The 14,216-nt window shown below is 65.9% G+C and carries 11 protein-coding genes; 7 read left to right on the plus strand and 4 right to left on the minus strand.

The window, feature by feature from the left end; translation table 11 throughout:
* Positions 1-16: 16 nt before the first annotated feature.
* Positions 17-964 (plus strand): AAA family ATPase, encoded by a 948-nt coding sequence (locus JEY66_RS41110; RefSeq protein ID WP_026192123.1) that lies wholly within the window; start codon positions 17-19, stop codon positions 962-964.
* 225 nt (positions 965-1,189) lie between these two features.
* Positions 1,190-2,566 carry a vWA domain-containing protein gene (locus tag JEY66_RS41115; RefSeq protein ID WP_016842282.1) on the plus strand — a complete coding sequence of 459 codons (1,377 nt, stop codon included), beginning with the start codon at positions 1,190-1,192 and terminating at the stop codon, positions 2,564-2,566.
* Positions 2,567-2,581: 15 nt separating this feature from the next.
* On the opposite strand, the gene JEY66_RS41120 is transcribed toward JEY66_RS41115, so the two are convergent.
* Complete coding sequence (locus JEY66_RS41120; protein ID WP_210291274.1) at positions 2,582-3,109, minus strand: hypothetical protein; 528 nt, start codon at positions 3,107-3,109, stop codon at positions 2,582-2,584.
* Positions 3,110-3,216: 107 nt separating this feature from the next.
* Between JEY66_RS41120 and JEY66_RS41125 the strand changes: the two genes are divergently transcribed.
* Complete coding sequence (locus JEY66_RS41125) at positions 3,217-3,591, plus strand: hypothetical protein (protein ID WP_157183408.1); 375 nt, start codon at positions 3,217-3,219, stop codon at positions 3,589-3,591.
* Positions 3,573-4,793, plus strand: coding sequence for a DUF2235 domain-containing protein (locus JEY66_RS41130; RefSeq protein ID WP_016842285.1), 1,221 nt, complete (start codon positions 3,573-3,575; stop codon positions 4,791-4,793). Before JEY66_RS41125 ends, JEY66_RS41130 begins: the two co-directional genes overlap by 19 nt.
* Positions 4,794-5,021: 228 nt before the next feature.
* Here the strand turns inward: JEY66_RS41130 and JEY66_RS41135 are convergent, their stop codons facing one another.
* From JEY66_RS41135 to JEY66_RS41145, 3 genes are read right to left on the minus strand one after another with little or no spacing between them, the layout of a single operon-like run.
* A complete protein-coding gene (locus JEY66_RS41135; RefSeq protein WP_018269459.1) occupies positions 5,022-7,247 on the minus strand; it encodes a xanthine dehydrogenase family protein molybdopterin-binding subunit in 2,226 nt (741 codons plus the stop codon).
* On the minus strand, positions 7,244-7,735 hold the full coding sequence (locus JEY66_RS41140) for a (2Fe-2S)-binding protein (protein ID WP_016842287.1): 492 nt from the start codon (positions 7,733-7,735) through the stop codon (positions 7,244-7,246). The genes JEY66_RS41135 and JEY66_RS41140 overlap by 4 nt, the downstream gene beginning before the upstream one ends.
* Positions 7,732-9,075, minus strand: a complete 1,344-nt coding sequence (locus tag JEY66_RS41145) for a c-type cytochrome (protein ID WP_018269458.1) — start codon at positions 9,073-9,075, stop codon at positions 7,732-7,734. The genes JEY66_RS41140 and JEY66_RS41145 overlap by 4 nt, the downstream gene beginning before the upstream one ends.
* Positions 9,076-9,207: 132 nt before the next feature.
* Between JEY66_RS41145 and recQ the strand changes: the two genes are divergently transcribed.
* The 3 genes from recQ to JEY66_RS41160 all read left to right on the plus strand — a co-directional run bounded on the left by recQ (position 9,208) and on the right by JEY66_RS41160 (position 14,132).
* Positions 9,208-11,076 (plus strand): DNA helicase RecQ, encoded by a 1,869-nt coding sequence (gene recQ / locus JEY66_RS41150; RefSeq protein WP_018269457.1) that lies wholly within the window; start codon positions 9,208-9,210, stop codon positions 11,074-11,076.
* Between the two features lie 285 nt (positions 11,077-11,361).
* Entirely contained in the window at positions 11,362-13,110 is a 1,749-nt protein-coding gene (locus JEY66_RS41155) for a flavin-containing monooxygenase (protein WP_016842291.1), read from the plus strand.
* An 80-nt stretch (positions 13,111-13,190) separates the two neighbouring features.
* Entirely contained in the window at positions 13,191-14,132 is a 942-nt protein-coding gene (locus tag JEY66_RS41160) for a metallophosphoesterase (RefSeq protein WP_016842292.1), read from the plus strand.
* The last annotated feature ends 84 nt before the right edge of the window (positions 14,133-14,216 follow it).

A 14,216-nucleotide genomic window follows, 5' to 3' on the forward strand; every position in this document is an offset into this window, starting at 1 on the left:
TTCGGAGCTGATCCTCGTGGCTGACACCAGGCCCACCGCCTCGATCGAGACCGTGGAAAGCGGCCTCGCCGCGCAAGGCTATATTGCGAGCCGGCAGATCGCGACCGCGGTCTATCTGTCGCAGCAGATCGAGAAGCCGATCCTGGTCGAGGGCCCTGCCGGCGTCGGCAAGACCGAGCTGGCGAAGGCGATCGCCGCCTGGCGCGGCATGAAGATGATCCGCCTGCAATGCTATGAGGGCCTCGACGAGGCCAAGGCGCTGTATGAGTGGAAATACGCCAAGCAGCTGCTCTACACCCAGATCCTGAAGGACAAGCTCGGTGAGGTGCTCGGCGGCGCGCAGTCGCTGGCCGCGGCGCTCGACCAGCTCCACACCTTCGGCGACGTGTTCTTCTCCAAGGAATTCGTCGAGCCGCGGCCGCTGTTGCAGGCGCTGGAGCAGCCCGCCGGCTGCGTGCTGCTGATCGACGAGATCGACAAGTCGGATGCCGAATTCGAATCGCTGCTGCTGGAAATCCTCTCGGACTTCCAGGTCACGATCCCCGAGCTCGGCACCGTCTCCGCAGTGGCGCCGCCGACCGTGATCCTGACCTCGAACAGCGAGCGCGATCTTGGCGACGCCTTGAAGCGGCGCTGCCTGCATCTGCACATCGGCTTCCCCGAGCAGAAGCTGGAGGAGCGCATCGTCGAGAGCCGGGTGCCCGGCATCTCGCAGACCCTGCGCAAGCAGATGGTCGGCTTCATCCACGAGATCCGCTCGCTGGACCTGAAGAAGCTGCCCTCGGTCAGCGAGGCGATCGACTGGGCGCGCGTGCTGGTGCTGCTGCAGGCCAGCGAGCTCGACCACGAGATCGTCAAGGACACGCTCAACGTGCTGCTGAAATACGAGGCCGATATCGAGGCCGCGACGCCGCAGATTTCGTCCTTCATCGCCAAGGCGTCGCGCCAGGGCGTGTTCAGCTAAAGCATGATGCGATTGGTTCGAACCATAGCCGAGAGCGAGCAGCGCCCCCTCTCCCGCTTGCGGGGGAGGGCTGGGGTGGGGGTTTCACCGCGAGTCATTTCGCGGAGAGAGCCCCCACCCGTATCGCATCTTTCGATGCGATACGACCTCCCCCGCAAGCGGGAGAGGTACAGCGAGCCTGCCGCCAGATCGACTGAACATCACTTTTTCTACCGATAGATCACCATGCGCGAGAACCTGCATCGCTTCTTTCGTGCGGCGCGGGGGGCCGGGGTCCGGGTCTCGCCCGCCGAAAGCATCGATGCGATGCGGGCGGTCGCCCAGGTCGGCTTTGCCGATCGCGACATCCTGCGCGACACCTTCCTGCTGACGCTTGCCAAGACGCAGGACGAGAAGCGCGCGCTCGGCGAATGCTTCGATCTGTTCTTCAGCCAGCCCGAGCCGCAGCAGGAGAACGCCGAGCAGAGCAAGACCGACGACGGCAGCGAATCCGGCGCCAACCCATCGGCCGACGAGCATGGCGACGCGTCGGGCGGCTCCGCCAACGAGACTATCGGGCCGCTGGCGCAGATGCTGCTGTCGCAGGATCGCTCTGCGATATCGAGCGCGATCGCCAACGCCTCCGGCGCCGCCTCGCTGCCGGATATCCGCTACTTCACCCAGCGCGGCATCTTCCAGACCCGCATCCTCGATGCGATGGGCATCCAGCGCCTGCGCGACGACATCGACGACCTGACCGCGCGCAATCCCGCGCTCGCCGAACGGCTGCAGGAGGCGCTCAACGGCCTGCGCGGCACCGTTCGCGATGCGGTCTCGCAAGCCCTGCTGCTGTACGGGCGCGAGGAAGCGGAGAATTTGCGCAACGAGATCCTGCGCAACGCGCCGCTGGCACGGATCGAGCCGCGGCAGGTCGAGCAGATGCGCACGCTGATCCGCCAGATCGCGCGCCGGCTGCGCGAGCGCTATTCCAAGCCGCGCAAGCGCCAGCGCCGCGGCCATCTCGATGTCCGCCGCACGCTGCGCCGCAACGCGGCCTGGGGCGGCGTCCCCTTCCTCACCGCGTGGAAGCGCAAGCATCGCGACCGGCCGAAGATTGTCGCGCTGTGCGACGTCTCGGGCTCGGTCGCCCGCGTCTCGGACTTCTTCCTGCTCCTGATCCACAGCCTGCACGAGGTGGTGGACGACGTCCGCTCGTTCGCCTTCTCGGGCCACCTGATCGAGGTCAGCGACATCCTGGAATCGAAATCGCCGGAAGAGGCGATGAAGGAGATCATGTCCAAGGTCGGCTTCGGTTCGTCCGACTACGGCAATTCCTTCGCCGATTTTGAGGACAACTGGATGAGCGCGATCACGCCGCAGACCACGGTGATCGTGCTCGGCGACGCCCGCAGCAACAATCTCGATCCGCGCGCCGACATCCTGCGCCGTATCGGCGAGCGCTCCAAGCGGCTGGTCTGGCTCAACCCCGAAGGCCGCATGGTCTGGGGTTTTGGCGATTCCGAGATGCCGCGCTACGCGACCTTCTGCAGCGTGGTGCGGCAATGCGCGACCGCGCAGCAGCTCGAGCGCGCCGTGTCGGATATCGTCGCGACGTATCAGTAGGTCGCCGGCCGCGCTTTAGATGGCAAGCGTCTCGCCGTGGAACAGCCACCCGACGAACGCCGCCAATGTCAGCGCGATCGAGGCGAAGATGCCGACCAGCTTGATCGTCGTGATCGCCTTCAGGATCGAGACCGACCGCGCCGCCGCATGCGGGTCGCCGTGCAGCAGCAGCCATGCCAGGAGACAATCCTCGATCAAATCGCTGAGCAGGTACACCGCCGGCACGACCAGGCCGAGCCACGCCGCGGACGGGTAGATCCGGCTGAGCCAGTGCGATGACGCCGCGCCCATCGCGCCCGCCAGCGCCAGCATGACGATCAGATCGAGCGGAAACAGGATCGGAAACACATACTTCATCCGCAGATCCGACTGCACCAGTTCGCCAAGCTGGTCGCCGGTGTAGCTCAGCGTCTTCTCCGGAAAGCGGGTGCGGAACCTGCTTGCGAACACGCGATCGGAATAGCTGCCGACCCACCAGAATAGCCCGAACGCCGCCACCACAAGTCCTGAGAGAATGGCCGTCACGAGAGCTTGCGGGCTCATGCCGACCTGTTCCTGCTGTTGTCGAGGAAGCTGCGGGAGGCAGCAGGAAAGATGATCGCGTGCACCGCGGAGTCCCTGAAAGGGAGAAAATGTCGACGCATATAGCAATGATCGACAAGCAGATTTCCATCTTTTCCGAAGTGTTGCAATTGAATTCTGGGAGCGCCATTGGCGATCGACTCAAGACACCGCGAACGCGATTGGGTCTCTCACGGAAACTCCGTCATGGCCGGGCATCGACGAGCTCAAGCGACGCCGTCCTTGGCGCAGCTTTGGCCGGCCGTGGCGAGATTCAATTCGATCCAGAGGCAGGCAACGCCGGCGCGCATCGCGCTTCGGCGACCCGGCACCACCGGCGGTCACGCCGCCGCCACATAACCGTCTTCAATTGGAGATTGAATTTTCACCGCATTCTGCCGTACATAGAGGCCGCGAATTTTCACGGCGGCCGCGAGGGCAACGGATGCCGAAGGATATTGTGATTTGCTGCGACGGCACCGGCAACGAGATCGGTGACAATATTTCCAACGTGCTGAAGCTGTTCCGCGTCGCCGACAAGAATGACCGGCAGCGGATCTACTATCATCCCGGCCTCGGCACCATCGGCCTGCAAAACGCCTGGGGCCGCTTCAAGCAGCAGATGCGCGGCTTGTTCGGGCTGGCCTTCGGCGCCGGTCTCGACCAGGACACGCTCGGCGCCTACCTGTTCCTGTGCCGAACCTGGGAGCCCGGTGACCGGGTCTGGATGTTCGGCTTCAGCCGCGGTGCCTACACGGTGCGCGTGCTCGCGGCCTTCGTCCACGCGATGGGCCTTCTGCCGGTCGACCAGCTCGACCTCGCGAGCTACGCCTTCGGCACCTACAAGAAAGCCAGCTCTGACGCCCAGAAGTCCGATGGCACGTTCGACTATGCTCCGTTGAAGGAAGCCTGGCATTTCAGCCAGATTGCCGGCGGCCGCAACATTGACATCGAGTTCGTCGGGGTCTGGGACACGGTGGCCTCGATCATCGTGCCGCGGCAGGACAACTTCCTGTTCGACCTGCAGACGCTGCTGTTCACCCGGACCAATTCCAGCGTCAAACGGTTCCGCCAGGCGATCGCGATCGACGAGCGCAGGCGCATGTTCCGACTTAATCGCTGGATCGAGCCGCAAAAATTCCGCTCGGATCCATTCGATCCGGCAACGGAGGTGGAGCAGGACATCCGCCAGGTCTGGTTTGCCGGCGTGCATTCCGACGTCGGCGGCGGCTATCCGGAAGACCAGAGCGGACCGTCAAAGTTTCCGCTGATCTGGATGCTCGAACAGGCCAAGGCGGCCGGGCTGCAGATGGATCAGGCGCTGATCGATCATCTCGCCTGGGGGATGCCGTTGCCGCCGCACAAGCACGACTATGTGCCGCCGAGCGCGACCGGTCCGCTGCACAATTCGCTGACCGCCGCCTGGGAAATCCTGGAATGGATTCCGAAGAGCGACAAATGGAAGGAATGGCCGGAGCGGAAATCCTTCCTCGGCTTCTATCTGCCGCGCGGCGAACCGCGGCCGATTGCGGACGGCGCGACCATCCATGCCTCGGTGCTGGAGCGCATGGAGAAGGATCCTGCCTACAAGCCGATCAATATGCCGAAGACCTACAACGTCGAGCCAATGACGCCGCCCCCGGCGCCACCCGCCCCGACGGCCTGACAGCGTTAGAGAATGATTTAGCAACCGAGAAGGCAGCCTGCTCCCTCTCCCGCTTGCGGGGGAGGGTTGGGGTGGGGGTATCACCGCGAGTCACATCGAGGAAAGAGCCCCCACCCGCATCGCATCTTCGATGCGATGCGACCTAAGAGCGAGCTTCGCTCGTCTCGACCCCGCAAACGGGAGAGGTGCAACGAGTTTGCGGTGAGATCAATCCAAATCAGTTTCATTTCACGCGTCGATCGCGTCCTTGATCCGTTTGCGGCTGAGCGGCAGGTCGCGCAGCCGCTTGCCGGTTGCATGCGCGATGGCATTGGCGAGCGAGGCGGCGGCCGGCCCCTGCCCGGTCTCGCCGCTGCCGAGGAACGGCTGGCCCGGACGGTTGATGATGTGGACGGCGATGCTGTCGGGCACCGCATTGAAGCGCAGGATCGGGTAGGTCTGCCAGTCGATGCTGGTGATCCTTGTGTCGTCGAAGGTGACGCTTTCATACAGCGTCCAGCTCGTCGACTGCACGATCGCGCCCTCGATCTGGTTGGTGATGCCGTCCGGATTGACGACCTGGCCGGCATCGACGGCGGCGACCGCGCGCACCAGCCGGGCCCGCCCGGTTTCGCGATCGACCTCGACCTCGGACGCGATGGCGCAATAGGCGGCGAGATTCTTGTAGCGCGCGAACGCAAAGCCGTAGCCGCCATTCCGCGGCGGCTGCCGCCCGCGCGTCCAGCCGAATTCCTCCGCGGCTTTCTCGACCACCGCGCGGCCGCGCTGGTCGTCGAGATGCCTGAGGCGAAACTCGACTGGATCGGCGCCGGCGAGAGCGGCCAGTTCATCCATGAAGCTCTCGGTCGAGAACACGTTGTGATACGCACCGAGCGCGCGCATCGCGGAGATCCGCAGCGGCATCGCGGGGATGAAGTGATGCATCACATGCGCGTTCGGAAAGTTGTAGATCGGGATCGCGTTGCGGTCGCCGCCACCTTCCGGCAACGGCAACGGCTTTGGTGCGGGCACCGCGAATGATCGCGCCATGTGCTGGGCCGCAAGCAGCGCGCCGGCGCCGCCCGGCCGCATCGAATGAGTGTTGCTCCACACCGCGAAATTCCAGTCGGCAACTTTGCCGTCGGCCGTGAGCGACGCGCTCAATTTCGTCACCATCGCCGGACCATACGGCTCCCAGCCGTGCTCCTCCTCGCGCATCCACTGCACCCGAATTGGGCGCCCTGGCAGCGCCCGGGCGACCAGCGCGGCATCGGCCGCGGCATCGTCGGCGCCATTGTGGCCGTAACAGCCGGAGCCTTCGACATGGATCAGGCGGACGCTGGCGGGCGTCATACCGAGCATCTCGGCGATCGCCTGCCGGTCGGGATAGACGCCCTGCGTGTGCGTCCACACCGTCATCGCGCCATCGACGAATTGCGCGACCGCGCAGGACGGCCCGATCGAGCCGTGCGACTGGTAAGGCCGCGTATAGGTCGCTTGGAGCGACCGCGCGCCGCTCACCGTGGGATCGCTACGCTGGAAGATCGCGAAATCCTGCGACGGCAGCGCAGTCAGCACGTTGGCCAGATCGTGCTGGTTCGGCAGCTTCGCGCTCTCCCGCCACTTCGCGGCGGCGGCCAGCGCGTGCATGGCCTTGACCGCTGAAAATTCCTTCTCCGCCACCACGGCCAGGAAGTTGCCGTCGCGCACGACTTGAATCACGCCGGGCATTTTCTCGATTGCGGCCGTGTCGCATTCCACGAGCTGCGCGCCGTAGCTCAGCGGGCGCACCACGCGCGCGTGCACCATGCCGGGAAGCCGCATGTCCTGCACATAGGCGGCGCCGCCCGTGACCTTGGCCGGAATGTCGACGCGCGGCACCGGCTGGCCCATCACCTTGAAGTTCGCCGGATCCTTCAGGCTTGATGTCGGTTGCGCCTGGACGTGCAACATGTCCGCGGCGACAAGCTCGCCATAGCCGAGACGCCGGCCATCGGGAGCGACGACGGCGGCGTTCTCGGTTCGCAAGACATCGGGCGCCAAGTCGAAACGCTTTGCCGCCTCGGCCACCAGCAACATGCGCGCCTGCGCTGCGGCATGCAGGATCGCCGTGCCGCTGTCCTGCATCGAATGACTGCCGGACGTGTAGCCCTCGTTCGCCGTGAGTTTGGTGTCAGCGGTGATCACCTTCAGCGCATCGAAGGGAATATCGAGCTGCTCGGCCGCGATCTGCTGGAACGCAGTGCGGAATCCCTGGCCGAGTTCGGCCTTGCCCGTAAAGGCCGTGACCTGGCCATTGGCATCGATACGGATCCAGGAATCCAGATTGGGCGATTTCGCCAGACTGCCCGGCAACTCCGGGCTCTGCGTAGCAGTCTGCTCCTGCGCCACCGCATGCCGCAACGAGAAGCTGACGATCAGCGCGCCGCCGCCCGCCAGCACGCTGCGGCGATCGAGAACCACCGGCGCGGTCATCGGACGCTCCTGTCGCTTGCGGCGTCGGCCGTATCCATCAACCTGGCGGCATGGTGCACCGCGCGCAGGATGCGCATATGGGTGCCGCAGCGGCAGAGATTCGGCTCCAGTTCGGCACGGATCTGCGCATCGGATGGCTTCGCGTTGCGCATCAAGAGCGCCTGCGCGCGCATCATCATCCCGGCGATGCAGTAGCCGCACTGTGCCGCCTGCTCCTCCATGAAGGCGCGCTGGATCGGTGCCGGCGCGGCCACGGTGCCGAGCCCCTCGAGCGTCGTCACCTGCTTGCCCTCGACCAGAACCAGCGGCGTGACGCAGGACAGCACCGCCTTGCCGTCGACGATCACCGTGCAGGAGCCGCATTGCCCGAGCCCGCAGCCGAACTTGGCGGCATTGAGCGCTAGATCATTGCGCAGCACATAGAGCAGCGGCGTATCCGCCTCCGCATCGACCTGATGATCCCTGCCATTGACCTTCAATGTCATCATGGCTTGCCTCGCTGTCTGGATTCCGCTGGCGTGTCGCGCGCCGCAAGCGACGTCGCCTGCACCGCGCGCGCATCGCGCACCGCTTTGTCGAGATTGGCCCACGCCGGCCGCTTGCCGAACCGCTCGCGCAGATAGGCCGTGAGCGCGACCATCTGCGCATCATCGATGCTGGCGGAGAAGCCCGGCATGATCGGGCTGCGCTCGCCTTCGACGGCGCCGACGCCCGACAGCACGATATTGAGGAGGTTGCGCGGGTCGGGGCTTGCGATCGCCGTGCTGAGCGCGAGATTGACGCCGCCATAGGGCAGCGCGCGGTTGCCCTCATGGCAGGAGGCGCACGCCGCGGCATAGATCGCTGCGCCGGCCGCATGGGTCTGCGCCGCATCATCGGAAGACGATTGCGCGATGACGTCGGCCGGCCGCTTGCGATCCGGCGCCCGCGCGCCCGAGATATCGGCCATGTACACGGCGATGGCCCGCACGTCGCTATCGGGCACCGTCGCCAGATTGCCGACCACTTCAGCCATCGGCCCGCGCGCGGTGCCATGATCGGCCTGCCAGCCGTGGCGCAAATAGGCATACAGCGTGTCGGCGGTCCACCGCACCGGGGCGTGCGAGGTGTCGTTCAGCGCGTAGGCGTGCCAATTGTCGACCTCGCCGCCGGAGAACTGCGCATTGACACGCTCGGCGCCGAGCGCGTTGCGCGGCGTGTGGCAGGCGCCGCAATGCGCGAGCCCCTCCACCAGATAGGCGCCGCGGTTCCATTCCGCACCCTTCGCCGCGTCCTGAGGGGCATCGCCGCTGCGCAGATACAGCAGCTTCCACCCTGCAATCAGCGGTCGATAGTTCAACGGAAACGAAAGCTGATTCGCCGGCGGTGACGCGTGGACCGGCTGCCGCGTCATCAGGAACGCATACAGTGCCCGGTCGTCCGCATCCGAGACGTTGGTGAAATGGTCATAGGGGAAGGTCGGATAGAGATGCTGGCCATCGCGCGCCACACCCGAGCGCATCGCGCGGACGAACGCCTCCTCCGGCCAACGCCCGATGCCGGTTTCGGCATCCGGCGTGATGTTGGATGAGAAGACGATGCCGAACGGCGTTGGAACCGGGAGCCCGCCGGCATAAGTCGCGCCACCCTGCACGGTGTGGCAGGTGTTGCAATTGCCGATCGCGGCGAGTTCGCGGCCGCGTTTGACCACGTCAGGGTCGAAGGTATCGGCCCGCGGCGGCGCAATGGCGGCAATCTGCGGCCGCCAGGCGACGGCAAAGGCTGCCGCCGCGCCCGCGACCAGTACGATCGCGGCAATGCCTGTGATGATCCGCAGCTGACCGGTCATGCTGAATTGAGTTTGTTGTTGGGACGTGTATTAACACCTTTCATTCCGGTATCGTTCGGCCAGAAGACCTCGATCACCGCCTGTTGACCTCAAGGAATCCTGGAAAATCCCAAAGGGATCGCGCAAGGGATCATGACCGCCCAGCCCGCCCTCGATCGCGCATCCGCCCCGTCTCGCGACGCGCTGTCCGTGCTCAGTTCCGTGTTCGGCCTGTCGGGCTTCCGCGGCGCGCAGGAAAACATCATCCGCCACGTCACCGATGGCGGCAATTGCCTGGTGCTGATGCCGACCGGCGGCGGCAAGTCGCTGTGCTACCAATTGCCGTCGCTGCTGCGCGACGGCTGCGGCATCGTGGTATCGCCTTTGATCGCGCTGATGCGCGACCAGGTCGCGGGCCTCACTGAAGCCGGCGTCAACGCCGCGGTGCTGAATTCGACGCTGTCCTATGAGGAAGCCTCCGAGGTCGAGCGGCGGCTGCTCGCCGGCGATCTCGACCTGCTCTATGTGGCGCCGGAGCGGCTGCTCACGCCGCGCTGCCTCAATCTGCTCGGCCAGGCGCAGATCGCGCTGTTTGCGATCGACGAGGCGCATTGCGTCTCGCAATGGGGCCATGACTTCCGCCCGGAGTATATCGGCCTGTCCGCACTCGCCGAGCGCTTCCCCAAAGTGCCGCGCATCGCGCTGACCGCGACCGCGGACGCGCTGACCCGGAGGGAGATCGCCGAGCGGCTGCAGCTGACCGACGCACCGCAATTCGTCGCGAGCTTCGACCGGCCCAATATCCGCTACGAGATCGTCGACAAGCAGAATGCGACCACGCAGCTGAAGACCTTCATCAAGGAACGGCATGCCGGCGACGCCGGCGTGGTCTATTGCCTGTCCCGCGCCAAGGTCGAGGATGTCGCGGCGGCGCTCAGCGAGGCCGGCATTGCGGCGCTGCCCTATCATGCCGGTCTCGATGCCGGCGTGCGCGCCCGGCATCAGGACCGCTTCCTCAACGAGGACGGGCTCGTGATCGTCGCCACGATCGCCTTCGGCATGGGGATCGACAAGCCCGACGTGCGCTTCGTCGCGCATCTCGATCTGCCGAAGAGCATCGAAGCCTACTACCAGGAGACCGGGCGTGCCGGCCGCGACGGCAAGCCGTCGGCCGCGTGGATGGCCTACGGGCTCTCCGACATCGTGCAGCAGCGCCGCATGATCGATGAATCGACCGGCTCCGACGCCTTCAAGCGCGTCTCGGTCGGCAAGCTCGACGCGCTGGTTGCGCTGGCTGAAACGGTGCATTGCCGCCGGCAGCGCCTGCTCGGCTATTTCGGCGAGACCCGCACGGAGGAAAGCTGCGGCAATTGCGACAACTGCCTGACGCCGCCGCGCGTCCGCGACGGCAAGGTGCTTGCACAAAAGCTGCTGTCCTGCGTCTACCGCACCGGCCAGCGTTTTGGCGCCATGCACCTGATCGACGTGCTGGTCGGGCGGCTGACCGAACGGGTCAAGCAGTTCAACCACGACCAGCTGTCGGTGTTCGGCATCGGCCGCGAGCTCAATGAGAAGCAATGGCGCGCGGTGTTGCGCCAGCTGGTGGCGATGGGCCATCTGCGCGCCGACAGCGACGCCTTCGGCGCGCTTGTTCTGACCGACAGCGCCCGCGGCGTGCTGAAGGGCGAGACCGCGGTGATGCTGCGCGAGCAGCCGGAAGGGGCGCGCAACCGCGCGGTCCGCGGCAAGTCGCGCCGCGGCGAGCTTGTGCCCGCAGCCGACAGCCCGGGCGGTGTCGCAAATCCCGCGCTGCATGCGGCGTTGCGCGCCTGGCGCTCGGACGTCGCGCGCCAGCGCGGCGTGCCGGCCTATGTCGTGCTGCACGATTCGACCATCGACGGCATCGCCGCGATGCGGCCGGACACGCTGGGCGAGCTGCGCAACATCGCCGGGATCGGCGACAAGAAGCTCGAGCATTACGGCGACGAGCTGATCCGCATCGTGAAGTCCAACGACGGCTGAGCGGCACGCAGGATCTCAAACCGGTCCAAGCGCGCTTGTTTGACTGCGATCACACGCTGCCCGAGGAGCGGCGCATCTCTATGCAATCCCTGGCTGCGTCGACCGATCCTGCTCCGGATACCGCGGCCATCGTTCCCGCGGCATAGGAGCCATACCCGGCGCGGCCGCGCATGCGCTTGCGGGCTGCGCCGGCCTCGCCCTAATCTTTCGCTCGCCCGTCCAACGAGGGCGCGGCCACGACAAAACGACAAGACATAACGACAAGACATAGGGAAGAGACGGGCCATGGCTCAGGAGAGCACCGCGCGCAAGGCTGCGCGCCCTGCCGAAACCGGAACGTTCGACGCCGTAGTGATCGGTGCCGGGTTCGCCGGCATGTACATGCTGCATCGGCTGCGCAGTCTCGGCTTCACCGCGCGGGTCTATGAGGCCGGCGGCGGCGTCGGCGGCACCTGGTACTGGAATCGCTATCCCGGCGCGCGTTGCGACGTCGAGAGCCTGCAATATTCCTTCTCGTTCTCCGAGGAACTCGATCAGGACTGGAGCTGGTCGGAGAAGTATTCTCCGCAGCCCGAAATTCTCGCCTACGCCAATCACGTCGCCGATCGCTTCGACCTGCGCAGCCAGATCGTGTTCGACACCCGCGTCACCGCGGCGACCTTCGACGAGCTGGCAGGCACCTGGCTGATCGAGACCGACCGCGGCGACAGGGTCACCGCAAAGTTCTGCATCATGGCGGTCGGCTGCCTGTCGGCGCCGAACCGGCCGGCTTTCCCAGGCATGGCGGATTTCCGCGGACCGATCTATCACACCGGCGAATGGCCGCATGAGGGCGTCGACTTCACCGGCCTGCGCGTCGGCGTGATCGGCACCGGCTCGTCGGCGATCCAGTCGATTCCGATCATCGCGCAGCAGGCCTCCTCGCTCACCGTGTTTCAGCGCACCGCGACCTGGTCGGTCCCGGCGTGGAACGAGCGGCTGTCGGCGGAATATCTCAAGGAAGCCAAGGCGCATTATCCGGAGCTGCGCGCCAAGGCCCGCGCGCGCCCGACCGGCTTCTATTTCCAATTCAACGCCCAGCCCGCGTTGCAGGCGAGCGAGCAGGAGCGCGAGCAACTCTATGAGGAGGCCTGGCAGCGCGGCGGCCTGCCCTTCCTCGGCGCGTTCGGCGACCTCCTGTTCGAGAAGGCCGCCAACGACACCATCGCCGATTTCGCGCGCGAGAAGATCCGCGGCATCGTCAAGGATCCCGCGACGGCCGAGCTGCTGTGCCCGCGAAACGTGTTCGGCTGCAAGCGGCTCTGCGTCGACACCAATTATTTCGAGACCTACAATCTGCCGCATGTGAAGCTGGTCGACGTGTCGACGACGCCGATCGATCGCTTCACGACCGAAGGCGTCGTGGTCGACGGCACCGAATACAAGTTCGATGCGATCGTCTCCGCCACCGGCTTTGCCGCCATGACGGGCTCGTTCGACAAGATCGCGATCACCGGCCGCGGCGGCCAGACGCTGGCCGAGAAATGGCGTGCGGGCCCGCGCGCCTATCTCGGCCTTGCCTCCGAGGGCTTTCCGAACCTGTTCATGATCACCGGGCCCGGCAGCCCATCAGTGCTCGCCAGCATGATCCAGGCGATCGAGCAGCATGTCGACTGGCTGGCGGATTGCATCAGTCACATGCGCGACATCGGCGCCGGCACGATCGAGGCGGTCCGCGACGACGAGGACGCCTGGGTCGCCCACGTCAACGACGTCTCCACAGTCTCGCTGCGCTCGACCTGCAGCTCCTGGTATGTCGGCGCCAACATCCCGGGCCGCCCCCGCGTGTTCATGCCCTATATCGGCGGCTTCCCGATCTATGTGCAGAAGTGCAATGAGGTGATGAACTCGGGTTACGACGGCTTCGTGCTGCAGGGCGGGCGCAACGGCAATGCACCGCCGCAGGTGCGTTTCACCGAGCGCTGGCAGGTGCCGCTCGACATCGAGGTGATCTCGCCGGCCGCGGTCGCCGCGAAGCGGGTTCCCGTGATCTGAGTGCCGGCGGTATCCCCACCGGGATTGCGCATGATAGTGTCGCGCCGGTCCGCGCTTCAAACCGCGGGCCGACGGGGAACATGGCCGACACGGCACTGCAGGGATTGATCGAGCGGATCGGCGCCGACCATGTGGTGCGCCGGCTTGGGATCGAGGCCGCGCACGAGAAGCAGCTGTTCGGCCAGGGCACGCTGGTGTTCAACGTCGAGAACTGGAAGCTGGCGCCGCGGATCATCGAGACCGCGCTCAAGGTGACCGGCCTCCATGGCCGCGCGCGGCGCAACGCCGACAGGGTCGAAGTGCGGCGCAATCTGGTGACGTCGGCGCGGCTGCCGGCGGCCTTCGACGGCTTCACCATCCTGCAGCTCAGCGATCTTCACGCCGACATCAGCCAAGGCGCGATGCGGCACCTGGCTGACATCGTGCGCGATATCGCCTGCGATATCTGCGTTCTCACCGGCGACTACCGCGGCAAGACGTATGGGCCGTTTGAAACGAGCCTCGCGCTGATGCGGGATCTGTGCGCGCGGATCAAGCTGCCGCTCTACGGCGTCCTCGGCAATCACGACAGCATCCGCATGACGCCGGCACTGGAGGCGATGGGCATCAGGATGCTGTTCAATGAGCAGGAGCCGATCACGCGCGATGGCGCGACGATCCACCTCGCCGGGATCGACGACGCGCATTTCTATCGCACCGACGACATTGCAACAGCCGCGGCGGCAATCCCGCGCGATGCATTCTCGATCCTGCTGGCGCATACGCCGGAATCCTATCGCGTGGCGGCGGCGGCCGGCTTCGACCTGATGCTGAGCGGCCATACCCATGGCGGCCAGCTTTGCCTGCCCGGCGGCATCGCGATCAAGCTGGAGGCACGGCTGCCGCGCCGGATGGGCAGCGGCGCCTGGCGGTTCGGGGCGCTTGCCGGCTACACATCGGCCGGCGCCGGCACCAGCCTTGCGCCGGTGCGGCTCAACTGTCCGGCCGAGATCACCGTGCACACGCTGCAGCGGCTCGGTTGAACTCACCCCGCCCGTACGTCGCAGGCGCGCATTGCCAAAATATCGAAAACAACCCCATGCAAAGTAGCCGGAGGCTGCCCGGAC

The sequence above is a fragment of the Bradyrhizobium elkanii USDA 76 genome (assembly GCF_023278185.1).
In the GTDB taxonomy this organism is placed as follows: domain Bacteria; phylum Pseudomonadota; class Alphaproteobacteria; order Rhizobiales; family Xanthobacteraceae; genus Bradyrhizobium; species Bradyrhizobium elkanii.

Excerpts from the sequence above, each read along its gene's own strand:
- JEY66_RS41115 (WP_016842282.1), top strand. The coding sequence starts at position 1,190 with ATGCGCGAGAACCTGCATCGCTTCTTTCGTGCGGCGCGGGGGGCCGGG.
- JEY66_RS41120 (WP_210291274.1), bottom strand. The coding sequence starts at position 3,109 with ATGAGCCCGCAAGCTCTCGTGACGGCCATTCTCTCAGGACTTGTGGTG.
- JEY66_RS41125 (WP_157183408.1), top strand. The coding sequence starts at position 3,217 with ATGATCGACAAGCAGATTTCCATCTTTTCCGAAGTGTTGCAATTGAAT.
- JEY66_RS41130 (WP_016842285.1), top strand. The coding sequence starts at position 3,573 with ATGCCGAAGGATATTGTGATTTGCTGCGACGGCACCGGCAACGAGATC.
- JEY66_RS41135 (WP_018269459.1), bottom strand. The coding sequence starts at position 7,247 with ATGACCGCGCCGGTGGTTCTCGATCGCCGCAGCGTGCTGGCGGGCGGC.
- JEY66_RS41140 (WP_016842287.1), bottom strand. The coding sequence starts at position 7,735 with ATGATGACATTGAAGGTCAATGGCAGGGATCATCAGGTCGATGCGGAG.
- JEY66_RS41145 (WP_018269458.1), bottom strand. The coding sequence starts at position 9,075 with ATGACCGGTCAGCTGCGGATCATCACAGGCATTGCCGCGATCGTACTG.
- recQ (WP_018269457.1), top strand. The coding sequence starts at position 9,208 with ATGACCGCCCAGCCCGCCCTCGATCGCGCATCCGCCCCGTCTCGCGAC.
- JEY66_RS41155 (WP_016842291.1), top strand. The coding sequence starts at position 11,362 with ATGGCTCAGGAGAGCACCGCGCGCAAGGCTGCGCGCCCTGCCGAAACC.
- JEY66_RS41160 (WP_016842292.1), top strand. The coding sequence starts at position 13,191 with ATGGCCGACACGGCACTGCAGGGATTGATCGAGCGGATCGGCGCCGAC.